We start from the raw sequence: 18,170 nt of genomic DNA on the forward strand, positions 1-18,170 counted from the left end.
CCATGGATATGAACGAAATCAAAGAGATCTTTTTCCAGGAGTGCGAGGAACAGCTCGCCGAACTGGAATCCGGTCTGCTGAAAATGAACGACGGCGATCGCGATCCGGAAACAGTCAACGCTGTGTTCCGTGCGGTCCACTCCATCAAGGGTGGTGCGGGCGCCTTCGGTCTCGACGACCTGGTCGCCTTCGCGCATGTCTTCGAGACGACACTTGATTGCGTTCGCTCCAACAAGCTGGAACCCGGCGAAGCGGTGATGAAGGTCATGCTGAAGTCGGCCGACGTGCTGGCGGATCTGACCAATGCCGCCCGCGACGGCGGCAGCATCGACCCGGCCCGCTCCAGCGGGCTGGTGAAGGAACTGGAAGCGCTGGCAAACGGCGACGTGCCGCAGGCTGCAAGCCCGGCCGCAGCCGTCGCCGCTCCCGAGCCGGCGCCGGAAGCGCCCGCCATGCCGGCGCCGACGGATGACAGCGGCTTCCAGCCGATCCCGTTCAGCTTCGACGCGCTCGACGGCGATGACGATCTGGGCGCCTCGTCGTTCGAGGTGAGCTTCAAGCCGCGCCGCGACCTCTATGCCAAGGGCAATGAAGCCGTTCTCCTGCTGCGCGACCTGTCGCGTCTCGGCGAGATGAGCGTGCACTGCTCGCTCGACGAGCTGCCGGATCTCGATGCGATCGATCCGGAAGAGGCCTATCTCTCCTGGAAGATCGGCATCGCGCCTGAAAAGGGCGAGGAAGCCATCCGCCAGGTCTTCGAATTTGCCGAATGGGACTGCGATCTCGAGGTGAATGCCAAGGACGCCGGCGCTGCCGCCACCAGCGAAGAACAGCCGATGGTCCCGGTTCCCTTCGATCTGTCGGCCCTCGACGATGAAGACAGCGCCCCGGCGGTTGCCAGCGATGCGCAGGCCGCGGTCGCCGCTGCCGTCACCGCAACCGGCGTCGCCAAGGCCGTTTCGACCGCGGCTGCCAAGCCACAGCCGAAGGAAGCCGCCGCTGCCGCACCGCCGGCCGCTGCCGCATCCTCCGCCGGCCAGACCATCCGCGTCGATCTCGACCGCGTCGACCGCCTGATCAACCTTGTCGGCGAGCTGGTGATCAACCAGGCGATGCTGTCGCAGAGCGTCACCGACAACGACAATAACGGATCGTCGACCGTCAACATGGGTCTGGAAGAGCTGCAGCAGCTCACCCGCGAGATCCAGGACTCGGTCATGGCCATCCGCGCCCAGCCCGTGAAGCCGGTCTTCCAGCGCATGTCGCGTATCGTCCGCGAAGTCGCCGACATGGTCGGCAAGTCGATCCGCCTGGTCACCGAGGGTGAGAACACCGAAGTGGACAAGACGGTCATCGACAAGCTCGCCGAGCCGCTGACCCACATGATCCGCAACGCCGTCGACCACGGCGTCGAGACACCGGAAAAGCGTATTGCCGCCGGCAAGAACCCGGAAGGCACCGTCAAGCTTTCGGCCAAGCACCGTTCGGGCCGTATCGTCATCGAGCTGGCCGACGACGGCGCCGGCATCAACCGCGAGCGGGTCAAGCAGAAGGCGATCGACAACGAGCTGATCGCCGCCGACGCGAACCTGACGGACGAGGAAGTCGACAACCTGATCTTCATGCCGGGCTTCTCCACGGCCGACCAGATCTCCGACATCTCCGGTCGCGGCGTCGGCATGGACGTCGTCAAGCGCTCGATCCAGGCGCTCGGCGGACGCATTTCGATCAACTCGAAGCCGGGATTCGGCTCGACCTTCACCATGAGCCTTCCGCTGACGCTCGCCGTTCTCGACGGCATGGTGGTCACGGTTGCCGGCCAGACCCTGGTCGTGCCGCTGACCGCGATCGTCGAGACCCTGCAGCCGGAAGCCGAAAGCATCCATTCCTTCGGTGCGAACCAGCGGCTCATCTCGATCCGCAATTCGTTCTGCCCGCTGGTGGACGTCGGCCGCATCCTCAATTTCCGCGCCAACCAGGCGGATCCGATCGAGGGCGTTGCCCTGCTGGTCGAATCCGAAGGCGGCGGCCAGCGCGCCCTCATGGTCGATGCGATCCAGGGCCAGCGCCAGGTCGTCATCAAGAGCCTCGAGGCCAACTATACCCACGTGCCCGGCATTGCCGCGGCGACCATTCTGGGAGATGGCCGCGTCGCCCTCATCCTGGACGTCGATGCGGTTGTTGCCGCCTCGCGCGGTCAGTCGCTGAGGCAGGAAATGTCGCTGGCGGTCGCAGGATAAGTTGATGTCTCATGCCGCCAAAAATCTGAATGAGGGCAGTCGCGAACTGATCGCCTTTCGGATTGGCGAGCAGGAGTTCTGCGTCAACATCATGTCGGTCCGGGAAATCCGGGGTTGGACACCGGCCACCCCGCTTCCTCATGCACCGTCATACGTGCTTGGCGTCATCAATCTGCGCGGTGCGGTGCTGCCCATCGTCGACCTTTCCCGTCGACTGGGCATGAACAGTGCCGAACCGACCGCGCGTCACGTCATCATCGTGGCGCAGGTGAAGAGACGGGTCTTCGGCCTTCTGGTCGATGCCGTGTCGGACATCCTGACGGTCAGCGACGAAAACATACAGCCTACGCCCGAGGTGTCATCCGACCTCGAGCGCCAGTATTCCCGCGGAATTCTGGCCATAGATAAAAGGATGATTTGCATGGTGGAACTGGATGTCCTTTTCCCCGAAACTGAGAGCGAGGCCGCATGACATCGTTGCTGCAGGCGACACCACGGCTGAATGATGACGAGATCCTCGCAAACGGCGAATACCCGCTGCGGCGCAAGGACCTCAACGAAATCGCCGCCATGATCTATTCCGATGCCGGCATCGCGCTGAACGACAGCAAGGCCTCGCTTGTCTATTCGCGCCTGTCCAAGCACATCCGTGCCCTGGGCCTGAGCGGCTTTGCCGAATATTGCCAGCTCGTCTCGTCGCAGGCAGGCGCCGCGCCCCGGCGCGAAATGCTGTCGCATCTGACGACCAACTTCACTCGCTTCTTCCGCGAGAACCATCACTTCGAGCATCTGCGCGACGTGGTTCTGCCGGGCCTGATCACCCGTGCCCGCTCGGGTGGACGCGTGCGGATCTGGTCGGCGGCAAGCTCGGACGGCCAGGAGCCCTATTCGATCGCGCTGACGGTGCTTGCGATGCTGCCGAATGCGGCCGACTACGATTTCAAGATTCTGGCGACCGACATCGACCCGAAGATCCTCGAGGTTGCCCGCCAGGGAGCCTATGACGAGCAGGCGCTGGAAACGGTCAATCCCGCCATGCGCAAGCAGTGGTTCCGCGAGGTCGAAATCAACGGTCGCCGCAAGTTCCAGATCGACGACAAGGTCAAGCGGCTGATCACCTATAACGAACTGAACCTGATGGCCCAGTGGCCGCTCAAGGGGCCGTTCGACGTGATCTTCTGCCGCAATGTCGTGATTTATTTCGACGAGCCGACGCAGATGCGCATCTGGCAGCGCTTTGCCGGCTTGCTCCCCGAGGGCGGCCATCTCTATATCGGCCATTCCGAACGGGTGACCGGCGACGCGAAGCCGCTGTTCGACAATACCGGGATCACCACCTACAAATATATCGGCAAATCGGGAGGGCGTTCCTGATGGTACCCGCACGCGTACTCGTTGTAGACGATTCTCCGACCATGCGCGGTCTGATCACGGCGGTCCTCAACCAGGATCCCGAGGTCAACGTGATCGGCCAGGCCAGCGATGCGCTGGAAGCCCGTGCCGCGATCAAGCAGCTCAATCCGGATGTCGTCACCCTCGACATCGAGATGCCCAACATGAACGGCCTGGAATTCCTCGACAAGATCATGCGGCTGCGTCCGATGCCGGTGATCATGGTGTCGAGCATGACCCACCAGGGGGCGGATGCCTCGCTGGCGGCCCTCGAGATCGGTGCCTTCGATTGCGTCGGCAAGCCGGCTCCGGGCGAGCGCCGGCCCTTCTGGGATCTGGCCGAAAAGGTCAAGGCGGCGGCCCGTTCGCTGCACCGTCGCGCGCCTTCCGGTCCGGCCGTGCAGCATGTGCTGTCGGCTGCCGCAAACGACTTCCGGGTCGGGCGCAAGATCGTTGCCATCGGCTCGTCCACGGGCGGTGTCGAGGCGCTGATCAGCGTGCTGCAGAAATTCCCGCGCAACTGTCCGCCGACGGTCATCACCCAGCACATGCCGCCGACCTTTACCAAGAGCTTTGCCGAGCGGCTCGACCGGATCTGCGCCCCCATGGTCGAGGAGGCGACGGACGGGGCGCGGCTGGAGATCGGCAAGATCTATCTCGCCCCGGGCGGCGAGCGTCATCTCGAAGTCGTCAACCCTGCCGCACCCTGCTGCCGCCTGGTCGATCGTGAGCCCGTCAATGGTCACCGCCCGTCCGTGGACGTGCTGTTCGATTCCGTCGCGGAACTGGCGGGCCGCAAGGCCGTCGGCGTCATCCTGACCGGGATGGGACGCGATGGCGCATCGGGCCTCTTGAAAATGCGTCAGGCCGGTGCACGTACCATCGGCCAGAACGAGAGGACCTGTGTGGTCTACGGCATGCCCCGTGTCGCCCACGAATTGGGAGCCGTCGAGAACCAGCTGCCACTGACCTCGATCGGTGACGAAATTCTTAAACTTACTGCTGCCCGAAAAGAAGGTATTGAATAATGTCGATAGCTGAGAAAATCAAAGTCTTGATCGTTGATGACCAGGTTACCAGTCGTCTGCTCCTGAGTGACGCACTGACCCAGCTTGGCTTCAAGCAGATCACCGCCGCCGGCGATGGCGAGCAGGGCATGAAGATCATGACCCAGCAGCCGCACCATCTCGTCATCTCCGATTTCAACATGCCGAAGATGGACGGTCTGGTCTTTCTCCAGCACGTGCGGGCGAACCCGAACACCAAGAAGGCGGCGTTCATCATTCTCACCGCGCAGGGCGATCGTGCCCTGGTGCAGAAGGCGGCTCAGCTTGGCGCGAACAACGTGCTGGCCAAGCCTTTCACCATCGAGAAGATGAAGGCAGCTATCGAAGCTGTATTTGGAGCCTTGAAATGATCAGCGATGGCGCGGCCAAGCGAATCCATATTATCCAGGGGGAGTACAAGGTCGTCACAGACCCCAATGTTGTCCTCGCGACGATACTTGGATCCTGTGTGGCCGCGTGCATTCGCGATCCGGTCGCCAATGTCGGCGGCATGAACCACTTCCTGCTGCCGGGCTCGGCGACGCCCGGCGCCGGGGGAGGGGATGCAACCCGCTACGGCGTTCACCTGATGGAGTTGCTGATCAACGGCCTCCTGAAGAACGGCGCACGACGCGACCGGCTGGAAGCGAAAGTCTTCGGAGGAGCGAAGACGATTGCGACATTCTCGAATGTCGGCGAACAGAATGCCGCCTTCGCCATGCAGTTCCTGCGGGACGAAGGGATCAATGTGGTCGGCGGTTCCACGGGCGGGGAACATGGCCGTAAGCTTGAGTTCTGGCCGATCAGCGGTCGCGCACGGCAGTATCCGCTGACGGGCGCCGAAACCCAGCGCACGGTTGCCCTGGAACAGAAGCCGGCACCTGCACCCAAGCCGGTCGATAACACGATTGAATTCTTTTAACGGCGGCATGAGTTCGCAGACGATGTATGGAGAGCCGAACGTGGAAGAAAATTTGCCGGAAGTGCTGATGCGGGTCGTCTCGGAACTGCATGACGTTGCCTATCTGATCGAGCGCATCGAGCCGCAATTGCTGGATATCGGCGGTGACCAGATCATGCAGTCGGCCGACGCGATGAAGGTGCTTCAGGGCATCGACCTTGCCGTGCAGAAAACCCGCGGGCTTGCCGAATTCATCGATACCATCACCGCGACCATTCCCAGTGAATGGGTCGTCGATGTCGCCACGGCGCTCAGCCTGGTCAAGCTGACCGAGATGCAGAAGTCGCTCGGTGCCGGCATGCGTCACGGCCATTCCCAGCCTTTGACCAAGGCCGCCGGAGACTTCGACTTCTTCTGATCGGGCCCTTGACGACCGGATTCTGTATTAGAGGAAACGTTCGCACAAGTTTCGCCCCCTAGTGTCTCGCCAGGGCAAATGCGCCTTGAACCTCAATTTTGATGGTGCGAGACAGAATGAATCTGTTAAATCAACTTGTCCAGGTCACGAAGAACCTGGCTGGATTGGGCCAGACCAAGCTTCTGGCACTGGCCGGTGTCGGGGTTGTGACCATTGCGCTCGTTCTTTTCGGCGCGATTTTCATCAACAAACCCGCATACGAACCCCTCTATGTCGGTCTCGAAACCGTCGATCTCAATCAGGTCAGCATGGCGCTTGCCGAATCCAATATCGATTTCGAGATTGGAACGGACGGCAAGAGCATCAGCGTGCCGGCCGGCCTGACGAGCAAGGCGCGTCTGCTTCTGGCCGAACGCGGCCTGCCCAACAGCGACAATGCCGGCTACGAACTCTTCGACAATGTCGGTTCGCTCGGCCTCACCTCCTTCATGCAGGAAGTGACGCGTGTGCGGGCGCTGGAAGGCGAAATCGCCAGAACCGTTCAGCAGATCTCCGGCATCAGCGCCGCGCGCGTCCACATCGTCATGCCCGATGTCGGCAATTTCCGCCGTGGCGAACAGAAGCCGACGGCCTCCGTGATGATTCGCGCCAACGCGACCACGGGGCGCAAGGCATCGTCCTCGATCCGGCACCTGGTGGCTTCTGCCGTACCGGGACTCAATATCGAGGATGTCACCATTCTGGATTCCTCCGGCCAGCTGCTCGCCTCCGGCGACGACGCCGGCTCCGGCAGCGGTGCGGCGCGTTCCATCGGCGTCGTCCAGCAGGTCCAGGAAGAAATCGAGTCGAATATCGACAAGGCGCTCGCACCGTTTCTCGGTCTCGACAACTTCCGCTCCTCGGTCACCGCCGACGTCAACACCGACGCCCAGCAGATCAAGGAAACCACCTATGATCCCGAATCGCGCGTCGAGCGATCGGTCCGCGTGACCAAGGAAGCGCAGCAGTCGCAGCAGCGTTCGCCGGATACGGCAACGACCGTCGAGCAGAACGTGCCCCAGGCCAGCCCGCAGGGCGGCGGTGGCGGTCCGGAATCGAGCGACCAGAGCGACAAGAAGGAAGAGCAGACCAACTACGAGATCAATTCCAGGACAGTTGCCACCGTGAAGAACGGCTACACCGTCCAGAAGCTCTCGGTCGCGGTCGTCGTCAACAAGGGGCGCATCGCCACCATGGTCGGTGAACCGGTCGACCAGGCGAAGATCGATGCCTATCTGGCCGAGATGCAGAAGATCGTCACCTCGGCCGCCGGTCTCGACCCCGCCCGCGGCGATGTGATCAATGTCACGGCCATGGACTTCCTCGAAAACGAATTGCTGGCCGACAATGCCGGCGGCCCGACGGTCATGGATACCCTCAGCCGCAATCTCGGCGGCATCATCAACTCGCTGGCCTTTGTTGCCGTCGCGTTCTTGATCGTCTGGATGGGTGTCCGTCCGATCGTCCGCTCCGTCGGCGGTGGCAGCACGGCGATTGCCACGGCTGCTGCCGAAGAAGCCGGTGGCCTGGAACTGCCCGACTTCTCGCCGGCCATGGCCGGTGCCGATGCCGGCGGCATGATGGACGGGTTCGGCGCCGACTTCGGCTTCGACTCCACCGAAGACCTGCTGTCGATCGGCGACGACCCGAATGGCGGCTTCAACCGCCGGGTCAAGGAAGGTCCCGAACGGCGGCTGTCGCGCATGGTCGAGCTCAGCGAGGAGCGTGCAGCCAAGATCCTGCGCAAATGGGCCGTCGAAAACGCCGCCTGAAATAAAGACTAAAGTCGCAATTTACAAAACGCGTCGGCTCTGCCGACGCGTTTTTGCGTTTGGCAGTGAACAGAAGCGCGATACTGAAAATGCCCCCGGATATTATGGGGTTGAACTGGCTTTCGTCTTGCATTCCGCCACAGACATGCGCCCTAGACATGACAAGGACGAGAATAAAAGCAATAATGCTGCATTCCGTCCCGAGAAACAGGGATATGGCAAGGCGTGCAAACTGGCATAGAATGAATTGTGATTCGCGACTCGACCTGAAGTCGGCGGTGCGGGGATACGGCGGCATCCCGCACGCGGCATCGAGATCGAATACCTTGCCGTTTCGACCCGGAGAGGAAGAAACAACCATGGATGTTAGCTTTGTCAAGGAAACGACGGCGCCGCGGCGTCCGTTGCTATACGACGATCAAAGAGGGCTGGAGAACCTGACCCGCGAACAGCTCGTCACGCGGCTTGCGCGCGCCTCTGCGGCGGAATCCATCCCGATGGCACTCAGCGCGCTGACCGAATATGTCGGCGCCTCGCTGTATCTCCTGGTGCGATACGATTTGATCCAGGAGCAGGGCCTGGATTTTGCGGTCTCGTCCAACTGGCCGTTCGACATGGTCCGGCGCATCGGCCAGGACCTGGCGCTGGCGCATGTGAAGTCGAGCGAGTTCGAGCGCTGTCTTGCCTTCCTGCAGCCGCGCTTCGCGCTGTTGCCGGACGAGGCGGACCTGCCGGAGCATCTGAGCCGGCAATATTGTTCGCTGACGCTCAATGTCGGGCGCACGCGGCTCGCGCTGCTGCTCCTGTTCCCGGACGATGTCGTGCTGTCGCCGGAGCGTCTGCGCGAAACCGGTCTGCTGGCCGGCTACTGCGTCAGCCAGTCGGTTTCCACCCGCCAGCGCGCCGACCGCGAGTTCGAACTCACCGAGCGCGAGCTGGAATGCCTCTACTGGATCGCCGAAGGCAAGACCAGCGACGAGATCGCCATGATCCTCGGCATCTCGCGCAACACCATCAACAATTACATCACCAGCGTGATGCGCAAGACCGCGACCAAGACCCGTTCCGAAGCCATCGCCTATGCGGTGCGCAACAACCTCGTCTAGGAGGCGCATCGAATGCTTTATGGCGACGATAGCCCGGCGCGGCCGCCCATCGATATCCCGGGCGTGCAGCACCGCAAACCGATCAGTCGTTCAGACGTCTTCCCGCATTTCCTGTCGCTGCAGAAGACGCTGAAGGCACGCAGCTTCTCGGTTCTGCGCGCCATCACCGGCATTCTGCCCGGCAAGGCCAGCCTGACTGTCCAGATGGAAAACTGGGACCCGGTGCTGGGCGCCGGAAGCACGTCGGTCATCTCGGCCTACGGCAAGGAGTTCCTGACCCATATCGACTGCTCCCTGCTGCCGCTCATATGGAGTGCCGGGCATGACGGCAGCGTCACCCATGTCAGCGACTTCGCCGGCTTCGTCAAACGGCTGCCAAGCGGCGCGCTCGACTTTTCCGGCATTGCCTTTCCTGTGCGCCCCGGCGCGGTGGGGAACGGCTATGTCGTCTTTGCCAGCACCTCGTCTCTGGACCTGTCGGCAGAGATCATCCTCGACGCCCACACCCGCTGCTGCAAGCTGATGACCGACGTGATGATGGCAGAGGAGCGTCGCGCATTGCCCGCCGATACCTTGAGCGAACGCGAGATTGCCTGTCTTCAGCTGGCCGGCGACGGCAAGATTTCCGACGAGATCGCCGAGCGGCTCGGTCTGTCGGTCCACACCGTCAACGCCTATCTGAGCTCGGCGACGATCAAGCTCGATTCGGTCAACCGCATCCAGGCGATCGCCAAGGCGATCCGGCTCGGCTTCATCAACTGATCCGCACGGATTTCGGTCCCGGCAAGGTTTCAAAGAGAAAGGCCCGGCGCGATGCGCCGGGCCTTTGATCGTTCCGACAGGAACGCCGCGCTCAGCTGTGCGCGAAGTCCATCGGTTCCTTGACGAATTTCGACGCCGCAAGCGTGCGGGCCAGGAAGTCGGTGTTCTGGTTCGGGTCGCCGCTGGACTCCTGGAAGGCGATATGGCTGATCTCCAGTCCGGCCTTCAGGTCGGTCAGACTCAACCGCGCATAGATCGTGACGCCCTTCGGCCGGATCTCCAGATCGAGGATGACCTCCGGTTCGCCACTCCATTCCAGTCGGTAATCACCGCCTGCGCCGAAATTGACGGTGCCGGGGTGAAAGTAGAGTTCGGCAGCAGATGCCACCAGGTCTGCAATACTTGAGTAAAATTCGAAACGCAGCAGAGAAATGATATCCGCTGCGTCGAGCAATCGCAATTCGCTAGCCACCGGGCTGATGGCGTCCGCGACGATCTTCTCGCGCTGTTCTGTGAATGGGCATTTTTTCATCTTGCTTTTGGCACCCGCCTCTTCTGATTCTGCCGGACATAGACGCGATGCACGAGCTCGGCCACGGCTTTATAGAAAACTGACGGGATCACACTATCCACCGAGACTTGCGCAAACATGGAGCGGGCCAAAGGTGGATCTTCGAAAATCGGAATGTCGTGCTCCTGGGCGATTTCGCGAATCTTCAGGGCCACGAGGTCCTGGCCCTTGGCGACGACCACTGGAGCGTCGTTTTCCGAGCGCTCGTAGCGCAGCGCCACGGCGTAGTGGGTCGGGTTGGTGATGACCAGGGTGGCGCGCGGCACATTGGCAATCATCCGGCGGCGGGCGCGGTCGCGCGCGATCGAGCGCTGCCGCGACTTGATGATCGGGTCGCCCTGCGACTGCTTGTACTCGTCCTTGATCTCCTGCTTCGTCATCTTCAGCTGGTCGAACCAGTGATAGCGCGTCCAGAAAAGATCGATGGCGGCAAGCAGGCCGGTGGCAAAGAGGATGATCACCATGATCTTGCGGATGACCGAGGCCATCCGAGTGAAGATCGTCTCCGGGTCGGAGAACATCGCATCGAGCGTCGAGAAATAGTCCTGCCGCAGAGCCGCGATGATAATCGCCGCGACGATGACGATCTTGAACAGGGACTTGCCGAATTCCACCATGCCGGACGAGGAGAAGATCCGGTTCCAGCCCTTGGAGAGCGAGATCCGGTTGGCCTGCGGCCGAATGCGCTCCAGCACGAATTGCGGCATGTTCTGCCCGAAGGAGGCAACCAGGCCGGCCAAGATGAAGAGGGTGAAGACCGGGATCAGCAGGCCAGCCGCCGCCCAGCCGAGATAGACGAACAGCGACACCACGTCGGAGGCGGTCCCGAGCCGCCACTCGTCGGGCTGCTCGAAGAGATCCTTCAGCGTCTCGCCCAGATGGATGATCCCGTCCGGCAGGAAGAAGACGATGTAGATATAGAAGGCCAGCGACGAGGCGAAGATGGCGACTTCGCGCGATACGGGCACATTGCCCTTCTCGACCGCGTCGCGAATCTTCTTGTCTGTCGGGTCTTCTGTTTTACTGTCTTTGTCCTGATCGTCGGACAAGGCTTCTGCCTCTTCATGGGCCGCATCAATCGGAAGGTCATGCCGGCGAAACGAATCGGTTTCGCTCTGTCGGCATCACCGTCGGCCCTGAAAACTAACGCCCCGACCGTGTCCCTGCAATCGGTCGGGGCGTTCGCATGTGTCTATCAACAGGCGTGACGCCGTCAGGCCGCCTGTTCCTCGCCGTTCTCTGCGCTTTCGGGCGCTTCCTTCAGCTGGATCTGGCCGCCATTGGCAAGCCGGATGGCTTCCTGGGCCACGGCACGGCGGGCAATCGCGATTTCGCGCGGATTGACACCGGCGGTGCCGGAGGCAAGATCGGATTCGATCATCCGGCGCGAGCGCGGGCTGATCGAAGCCAGCACGCATTCCTTGATCTCGCCCGAGGCGCCGCGAAGGGCCATGGTCAGGATATCGCCGGAAATGTCGTTCAGCAGAATGACGCGGCTGCGCTGCGGCATGGCCAGAAGGTCCTCGAACAGGAAGATCTTCGGGCGAACCTTGCTTGCGGACACCTTGCTGATCGTTTCGAGCGATTCCAGCAGGGTATCGACCTGCGGCTTCTCGAGTTCGTTCATCAGCTCGGCGACCTTTGCCGTACCGGTCGAATTCTTGTCCGCATCGATGACCGCGATCAGTTCCTGGATCCGGTTCTCGATGATCTGCGAGGCCTTCGGGTTGATGTTCTTCAGGTTGACAGTACGGTTCATGATGTCCGCGCGACGGCTGTCGGGCAGCTTCAGCAGAACCTTGGCGCCGAAGGACGACGGCAGCATCGACAGGATATAGGCAACCGTCTGGGGATGCTCGCGCAGCAGGTAGTTGGCGATGAAGTCGGGGTCGGCGTCCTGCAGGCGATCCCAGATCGAGGCCTCGAATGCCTGGAAGGCGGCCCGACGGCCAAGCAGACCGTCGACCTCTTCCGGGGTCAGGCCTTCCTCGAGGATCTCCTCGATGGCCTTGGCATTGTCCATCAGGCCGGTACCCTCGGTGAACAGGTCCTCGAACTCGTTGACGAGCTCGTTCAGTTCATCCGGGGGAATGGCCCTGAGGGTCTGGGCAGATGAAATGATCATCTGCAACTCGGCCTGGGTGAAGTACTTCAGCAACTTGCCGGCGATGCCCTTGCCCATGGCCAGCAACACAGCGGCTGCCTTGTCCGCCTGGGACAGGGGTTTGCCGATTGCCGAGCCGCCGAAATCGTCGAAGTCCATCATGGTCTTTCCCTTCTGGCCCTACATCGGGTCAGTGCACTTTGGTACTCAATACCTCGATCAGCTTGACACCGAACCTGGTGTCGTCGTTTTCGAGAACCGCGATCTCGCCCCGTGCAATGCGCCGGCCGTTGACCATGATCTCGACCGGCTCGCCGATCTTCTTGTCGAGGGCGATGATCGCCCCTTCTTCCAGATTCATAAGCCCCGAAACCTGCATGCGGCTGGAGCCGAGGACGATCTGGACATCGATCGGGATGTCCATGATCAGGTCTAGATTGGCATTCAGCGCGCTGCCGGGGGCCGCCGTCGCCGGGGCATCCCCGCCGAAGTCAGAGCCGCCGCCGAAGCTGCCGCCGAGATCGGAACCGCCGAGATCTGCAGCGCTGCCGAAATCTCCACCGAGATCGCCGCCACCGAAATCTCCGCCGCCAAAATCGGCGTCGAAGCTGGATCCGGCATCGCTGTCGCCCAGGTCCGCGCCGAATTCAGCGCCGAAATCCGAGCCGATGTCGGGAAGCGTGCCTTCGGCATCGTTCTGCAAAACGCCGCGAAGATCGCCTACCGCCTGGTCCAGATCGGATTCGCTCGCACCGAAATCCAGTGCATCGTCTTCTGTCGCATTTTTTTTCTTAGGTGCCATGGGTCCATTATTCCTATCGAAACTTGCCCCAACCTGCCGCGCCTCGTAGCGGCAAGTCTAAACTCAACCCAGCAGGTGACGGAGAATTTCGTCATCTGTGGTTACGTTGTCCTTTACGCGGACGGTGTATTTCTCACCCGAGCGGCCGAACTCGCATTTGTAGAGTTCCTTGCCGTTGGCGCTGACGTCGACGGTCACGTCGCCGCGCTCGTCGAACGCGATGACGTCGCCGGGCGCCAGCCTGGAGATCGTGCCGAGGGTCAGCGACTGCAGGCGGATGCGCGCTTCGAGCGTCACCTGCGAGCGTCTTACCTGCTCGGCGATATTGTCCGACCATTCCTTGCTGCGGGCCGATCCGCCCTTGGATTTCGGCAGGGTCACCACCGTCTTCAGCAAGGCCTTCTGCGGCACGATCAGCGCGAATTCCGACGTGACGTTGCCGAGCGTGATCTCCATCTTGATCGTGGCAGCGTACTGATCCGGCACATCCGGATCATGCGGCGGCCGATGCTCGGCATTGCAGGCCTTCTCGATAACAGGCTCGAAACCGCCCGCGGCATTGATGCCGGAGTGGAGAACGTCGCCGATTCGCTCGAAGACCATGGTCGACAGGTCCAGCTCGATGCTGGACAGCGGCCGCTCGATCGGCTGTTCGATCGTCTCCGACAGGGCGCCCAGCATGTTTTCCATCAGCGTGATGATGAAGCCGTTGCCGCAGGCTATCACGAAGACAGGGCACCAGTTGCGCAGCGTGGCGTCGGCCAGCACGTAGTTCTCGCCGAGGCCGGCGACCAGGTCCGTCATCAGGCCGGTCTCGTGGCCGCTATAGTGCACTTCCAGCGTGAAGCCGGTTTCGCTGTGGAAGATATCGGGCAGGAACTCGGCATAGAGCCGGCCGAAATTGCTGCAGATCTTCTCGATCTTGGCGCTGTCGCCGAGCGCGCCTGTCAGGCGTGCAAGCAGAGCGGGGTCCATGGCTTTTGCCGGGACGGTGGCCTTTGCTGCGGCGGTGGTCGTTTCACTCATCTCAAGCTGCCTTGTTTTCGCCGCCCGGGTTCATCATTTCCTGCTCGACGGCGTCGATCGACGGACGCTCGTAGGAGGAGATGGTCTTGCGGCCGTATTCGAGTGCGACCTGCGGGACGGAACCGTTCATGTAGGCGAGCAGTGTCTGCTTCACGATGATGTAGAGGCGATGCTGCTTGCTGCGGACCGTCTTGATCTGCGCGATCAGCGGGTTGCAGAGGCAATAGGACAGGAAGATGCCGAGCATGGTGCCGACAAGGGCGGCACCGATCAGCGCGCCGAGCACGGCCGGCGATTCGTTGATCTTGCCCATCGCCTTGATGACGCCGAGCACGGCAGCAACGATACCGATCGCCGGAAAGCTGTCGCCCATCGCGGTGATCGCGTTGTAGGGCTTCATCTTGTCGTAGAGGATCGTGTTGATTTCCTCGTCCATCAGCGCCTCGATCTCGTGGCTGCGGGCATTGCCGATGATGATCAGGCGGACATAGTCGCAGATGAAGGAAGTCAGTTCCCGGTTCTTCAGTACCGAGGGCGCGTTCTGGAAGATCGTCGATTCATCGGGATTGTCGATATGCGCCTCGATCTCGTTGCGCGACTTGGTCCTCAGATCGCGCATCAGCGAATAGAGGCAGCCGAGCAGGTCGAGATAGGAGCGTTCCTTGGGCACCGCATGCTTGAACGCCTCGCCGATCGCCTTGCCGGAATCCTTCACGACTTTCATCGGGTTGGCCATGATGAAGCCGCCGACGCCGGCACCGCCGATGATCACCAGCTCGAAGGGCTGGACGAGAACGTCGACATGGCCGCCCATGGCCATGAAGCCGCCGAGGATACACCCGACCGTGATCACAAATCCCAGGATGATAGTCATATCGTGCTCGCAATCAGTCCGTTTCTTTTCACAAGAAGCGATAGGGCGGTTGCCTTGCGTGAGGCTGTAGGTTGCACTTTAGGGTTTCGTGAACCGACAAACAGTTTCGCACAAGCCATTTTTGCCAGAAAGAGCGATAACTGAGGCCCCGTATCCTCAAGGAGGCACCAGATCGTGACGACGACTTATGTAAGCTATCAGCAGATCAGTGCGAATATATCGACCTCGCTGGACCGCATTGCGCAGAAGACCGATGTGGCGCGCGAGACCGAATACTATATGTCGAAGATCGGCGACGTGAAGTCGGTCGACGACTTCATGGCGGATACTCGTCTTTATAACTATGCACTCAAGGCCAACGGCCTGGAGGACATGGGGTATGCCAAGGCTTTCATCCGCAAGGTGCTGACCGAAGGCATCGACGGCGACGATGCGTTCGCCAACAAGTTGTCCGACACCCGCTACAAGGATCTGGCGACGACCTTCAACTTCCAGGCTTTCGGCGCGGCGGCCACCAGCTTCGACAAGGCCCAGCAGGGCGTGGTCGACAAGTATCTGCGCCAGTCGCTTGAGGAGGAGGCCGGCGAAGACAATACCGGCGTGCGCCTGGCACTCTATTTCGAGCGCAACGCGAAAAACATCAAGACCGGCTACGACATCCTGGCCGACGATGCGGTCGCCCAGGTGGTGCGCACGGCCCTCGGCCAGCCGGACGAAATCGCCATGTCCGATATCGACAAGCAGGCCGACTATCTGGAGCGGGTGCTTGATCTTTCCGATTTCCAGGACACCGAGAAGACCGGCAAGTTCCTCGAGCGCTTCACCGCCATGTGGGAACTGTCCAATCCGTCCGAGAACTACGATCCGCTGGCCGTGTTCGGCTCTTCGACCGGGTTCGGCATCTCGGCGGATCTTCTCATCTCGATCAACGCCCTGAAGCTGGGAGGCAAGTAATTGCAATCTGGACTATACGTATCGCTGTCTGCGCAGATGGCTCTGGAAAAGCGCCTGACGACGGTCGCCGACAACATGGCCAATGTGAACACGGTCGGTTTCCGTGGCACGGAGGTCAAGTTCGACGAGATCCTCAGTCGGACCCAGAACGACCTGAATGCCAAGGTGGCCTTCGTTTCCCAGGGCAATGACTATCTGTCGACCCATGCCGGCGAATACCAGCAGACCGGCAACCCGCTCGACTTCGCGGTCAAGGGCGACGCCTGGTTTGCGGTCGACACGCCGCAGGGCCAGGTCCTGACCCGTGACGGCCGTTTCACCATCAAGGACACGGGCGAACTCGTCTCGATCCGCGGTTATCCGGTGCTCGACGTCGGCGGCGCGCCGATCCAGCTCAACCGCGCCGGCGGTCCTCCGGAGGTCGGCGCCGACGGCAAGCTGATCCAGGATGGCCGCGAGGTCGCCCAGCTCGGCGTCTTCACCGTCGACGTGACCAAGGGCTTCCTGCGTCACGACAACAGCGGCATCACCACCACCGACACGCCGCAGCCGGTCGTCGACAATCGCGACGTCTCGGTCATGCAGGGCTATGTCGAGAATTCCAACGTCAACGGCATTTCGGAAATGACCCAGCTGATCGAGATCAACCGTCTGTTCGAGAGCGTCTCGTCTATGGTGTCCGACAGCGAAACGTCGATGTCGGACGCGATCAAGACGCTCGGCGGCACGCGCTGACCGCCTGAAGGGACCGAACCGCGATGAACGAGATCGTATTGCCGCCACTTGCCGCCTCCGAAAAGCTCAGCCAGATGGCGGGTCTCGCCGAACGCTATGCGACGCCGGAATATGCGGTCGCGCAGGGCGGCCGGGTGCGCACCATCGCCGCCGGACACTACACGGTCACCGGCCTGTCGCGCCATATCCGGCTCGGTGAGTTCGTCGCCCATCGCAGCCCCGGCGGCATTCATCTGGGCGAAGTCGTGCGCGTCGAACCCGATATCGCCTATGTCTGCCCGATCGAACCGGGCGAGCCGATCGGCATCCACGACGTCGTCATCCGCAAGGGTGCCTTCCGCATCGCGCCGCATGCCGGCTGGTGTGGCCGCACGATCAATGCGCTCGGCGAGCCGATCGACGGCAAGGGCCCGATCCAGCCCGGCCCGAAGCGGCGCTCGATCTCCAACCAGGCGCCGCCCTCGATGGCGCGCCGGCGGATCGACGAGGGCTTTCGCACCGGCGTACGTGCGATCGATATCTTTTCGCCGCTGTGCCTCGGCCAGCGTCTCGGCATCTTCGCCGGCTCCGGCGTCGGCAAGTCGACGCTGCTTTCCATGCTCGCCCGTGCCGATGCCTTCGACCGCGTCGTCATCTCGCTGGTCGGCGAACGTGGCCGCGAGGTGCGCGAATTCATCGAGGACACGCTCGGCGACAACATGGCCAAGTCGGTCGCCGTGGTCGCCACCAGCGACGAAAGCCCGATGCTGCGCAAGATGGCGCCGCTGTCGGCCATGACGATTGCCGAGCATTTTCGCGATCAGGGCGAGAACGTCCTGTTCATCGCCGACAGCATTACCCGCTTTGCCCATGCGATCCGCGAAGTGGCGATGGCCGCCGGCGAGCCGCCGGTTGCGCGTGGCTATCCGGCATCGGTGTTTACCGAACTGCCCCGTCTGCTCGAACGCGCCGGTCCCGGCGAAGAGGGCCAGGGCACGATCACCGCAATCATCTCGATCCTCGTGGACGGTGACAACCACAACGACCCGATCGCCGACAGTACCCGCGGCATTCTCGACGGCCATATCGTGCTCGACCGCTCGCTTGCGGAAGAGGGGCGCTACCCGCCGATCAACCCGCTGGCCTCGATCTCGCGTATGGCCCGCAAGGCCTGGACCTCGGATCAGGAAAAACTGGTCTCGCGGCTGAAGTCGCTGATCCACCGCTTCGAGGAAACCCGCGACCTGCGCCTGATCGGCGGCTACCGCGCCGGCAGCGATGCCGATCTCGACATGGCGATCAAGCAGGTGCCGATCATCTACGAAATTTTGAAACAGACGCCCTCGGACAAGCCGGTGGTGGATGCCTATGCCGACCTTGCGGTCGCCCTGAAGGCTGCCGCCAACAACGGACCCGGCGGGCTGCGCAAGTAGTTTGAAGGAAGTGACC

General features: G+C 61.9%; 19 protein-coding genes. 13 read left to right on the forward strand and 6 right to left on the reverse strand.

Translation table 11 applies throughout. The features are described 5' to 3' along the window. The first annotated feature begins 2 nt into the window (after positions 1–2). The 10 genes from J2Z17_RS22545 to visR all read left to right on the forward strand — a co-directional run bounded on the left by J2Z17_RS22545 (position 3) and on the right by visR (position 9,676). Positions 3–2,240, forward strand: a complete 2,238-nt coding sequence (locus J2Z17_RS22545) for a chemotaxis protein CheA (RefSeq protein ID WP_209948580.1) — start codon at positions 3–5, stop codon at positions 2,238–2,240. A gap of 4 nt (positions 2,241–2,244) precedes the next feature. Further along, the gene (locus tag J2Z17_RS22550; RefSeq protein WP_209948582.1) at positions 2,245–2,712 is read left to right on the forward strand and encodes a chemotaxis protein CheW; all 468 of its coding nucleotides are present in this window, start codon (positions 2,245–2,247) and stop codon (positions 2,710–2,712) included. Continuing rightward, on the forward strand, positions 2,709–3,614 hold the full coding sequence (gene cheR, locus J2Z17_RS22555; protein WP_209948584.1) for a protein-glutamate O-methyltransferase CheR: 906 nt from the start codon (positions 2,709–2,711) through the stop codon (positions 3,612–3,614). The genes J2Z17_RS22550 and cheR overlap by 4 nt, the downstream gene beginning before the upstream one ends. Continuing rightward, positions 3,614–4,660, forward strand: a complete 1,047-nt coding sequence (gene cheB / locus J2Z17_RS22560) for a protein-glutamate O-methylesterase CheB (protein WP_377300257.1) — start codon at positions 3,614–3,616, stop codon at positions 4,658–4,660. The genes cheR and cheB overlap by 1 nt, the downstream gene beginning before the upstream one ends. Further along, positions 4,660–5,049 carry a response regulator gene (locus J2Z17_RS22565; protein ID WP_209948586.1) on the forward strand — a complete coding sequence of 130 codons (390 nt, stop codon included), beginning with the start codon at positions 4,660–4,662 and terminating at the stop codon, positions 5,047–5,049. Before cheB ends, J2Z17_RS22565 begins: the two co-directional genes overlap by 1 nt. Beyond that, entirely contained in the window at positions 5,046–5,600 is a 555-nt protein-coding gene (gene cheD / locus J2Z17_RS22570; RefSeq protein ID WP_209948589.1) for a chemoreceptor glutamine deamidase CheD, read from the forward strand. The genes J2Z17_RS22565 and cheD overlap by 4 nt, the downstream gene beginning before the upstream one ends. Before the next feature lie 7 nt (positions 5,601–5,607). Continuing rightward, positions 5,608–5,997, forward strand: coding sequence for a chemotaxis protein CheT (cheT, locus tag J2Z17_RS22575; RefSeq protein ID WP_209948591.1), 390 nt, complete (start codon positions 5,608–5,610; stop codon positions 5,995–5,997). A gap of 116 nt (positions 5,998–6,113) precedes the next feature. Further along, on the forward strand, positions 6,114–7,808 hold the full coding sequence (gene fliF, locus J2Z17_RS22580; protein WP_209948593.1) for a flagellar basal-body MS-ring/collar protein FliF: 1,695 nt from the start codon (positions 6,114–6,116) through the stop codon (positions 7,806–7,808). A gap of 359 nt (positions 7,809–8,167) precedes the next feature. Continuing rightward, a complete protein-coding gene (gene visN / locus J2Z17_RS22585) occupies positions 8,168–8,914 on the forward strand; it encodes a transcriptional regulator VisN (protein WP_209948595.1) in 747 nt (248 codons plus the stop codon). A 12-nt stretch (positions 8,915–8,926) separates the two neighbouring features. Next, entirely contained in the window at positions 8,927–9,676 is a 750-nt protein-coding gene (gene visR, locus J2Z17_RS22590) for a transcriptional regulator VisR (RefSeq protein ID WP_209948597.1), read from the forward strand. A 91-nt stretch (positions 9,677–9,767) separates the two neighbouring features. Here visR and J2Z17_RS22595 read toward each other — a convergent pair whose 3' ends face one another. The 6 genes from J2Z17_RS22595 to motA all read right to left on the reverse strand — a co-directional run bounded on the left by J2Z17_RS22595 (position 9,768) and on the right by motA (position 15,053). After that, a complete protein-coding gene (locus tag J2Z17_RS22595; RefSeq protein WP_209948599.1) occupies positions 9,768–10,208 on the reverse strand; it encodes a hypothetical protein in 441 nt (146 codons plus the stop codon). Beyond that, entirely contained in the window at positions 10,205–11,296 is a 1,092-nt protein-coding gene (gene flhB / locus J2Z17_RS22600) for a flagellar biosynthesis protein FlhB (protein WP_209948601.1), read from the reverse strand. Before flhB ends, J2Z17_RS22595 begins: the two co-directional genes overlap by 4 nt. Positions 11,297–11,460: 164 nt before the next feature. After that, positions 11,461–12,513: a flagellar motor switch protein FliG gene (gene fliG / locus J2Z17_RS22605; protein ID WP_209948604.1), complete on the reverse strand. Its 1,053-nt coding sequence runs from the start codon at positions 12,511–12,513 to the stop codon at positions 11,461–11,463. Between the two features lie 28 nt (positions 12,514–12,541). Next, complete coding sequence (gene fliN / locus J2Z17_RS22610; protein ID WP_209948606.1) at positions 12,542–13,153, reverse strand: flagellar motor switch protein FliN; 612 nt, start codon at positions 13,151–13,153, stop codon at positions 12,542–12,544. Between the two features lie 63 nt (positions 13,154–13,216). Continuing rightward, on the reverse strand, positions 13,217–14,179 hold the full coding sequence (locus tag J2Z17_RS22615; RefSeq protein WP_245224295.1) for a FliM/FliN family flagellar motor switch protein: 963 nt from the start codon (positions 14,177–14,179) through the stop codon (positions 13,217–13,219). A 1-nt stretch (position 14,180) separates the two neighbouring features. After that, a complete protein-coding gene (motA, locus tag J2Z17_RS22620) occupies positions 14,181–15,053 on the reverse strand; it encodes a flagellar motor stator protein MotA (protein WP_209948609.1) in 873 nt (290 codons plus the stop codon). Positions 15,054–15,227: 174 nt separating this feature from the next. Here motA and J2Z17_RS22625 point away from each other — a divergent pair, with 174 nt between their 5' ends. The 3 genes from J2Z17_RS22625 to fliI are packed head-to-tail and all read left to right on the forward strand — an operon-like array spanning position 15,228 to position 18,154. Then, positions 15,228–16,007: a DUF1217 domain-containing protein gene (locus J2Z17_RS22625; protein WP_209948611.1), complete on the forward strand. Its 780-nt coding sequence runs from the start codon at positions 15,228–15,230 to the stop codon at positions 16,005–16,007. Further along, on the forward strand, positions 16,008–16,742 hold the full coding sequence (gene flgF, locus J2Z17_RS22630) for a flagellar basal-body rod protein FlgF (protein WP_209948613.1): 735 nt from the start codon (positions 16,008–16,010) through the stop codon (positions 16,740–16,742). Positions 16,743–16,765: 23 nt separating this feature from the next. Further along, positions 16,766–18,154, forward strand: a complete 1,389-nt coding sequence (gene fliI / locus J2Z17_RS22635; RefSeq protein WP_209948615.1) for a flagellar protein export ATPase FliI — start codon at positions 16,766–16,768, stop codon at positions 18,152–18,154. Positions 18,155–18,170 lie beyond the last annotated feature (16 nt).

Source organism: Heterorhizobium halophytocola, assembly GCF_017873095.1.
GTDB classification, from domain to species: Bacteria; Pseudomonadota; Alphaproteobacteria; order Rhizobiales; family Rhizobiaceae; genus Allorhizobium; species Allorhizobium halophytocola.